Annotated in this window: 2 pseudogenes; both read left to right on the top strand. The window is 76.5% G+C overall.

What is annotated here, in order from left to right:
* Window positions 1-177: pseudogene (locus tag G3I40_RS47640) on the top strand (condensation protein); the annotation flags it as partial.
* A pseudogene (locus G3I40_RS47645) lies at window positions 174-268 on the top strand (SAM-dependent methyltransferase); the annotation flags it as partial. The pseudogenes G3I40_RS47640 and G3I40_RS47645, both read left to right, overlap by 4 nt.

The following is a 268-nucleotide window of genomic DNA, read 5'->3' on the forward strand; positions in this document are numbered from 1 at the left end:
TCGGCGCCCGCCCGGATGCCGCGCGGGCTCACCGTCACGACGGCGTCCACGGCGGGCCGGCTGCACCTGGCCCTGCGCTGGTCGCGCACGCTGCTGGGCCACGGCGACGGGGCGCACCTGCGCGACCTGTTCGAGCACCACCTCCACGCCACACAGGAGGAGGCACCCGCACCATGACGACGACCACACCCCTGCCCGGCGGCCTGCGGGGCTTCTACGAGAACCCCACCGTCCCGGTGGCCTCCGGCACGCCCCGCACCCTGCGCCA

Origin of the sequence: Streptomyces sp. SID14478 (genome assembly GCF_010548525.1) — a bacterium.
Classification (GTDB): domain Bacteria; phylum Actinomycetota; class Actinomycetes; order Streptomycetales; family Streptomycetaceae; genus Streptomyces.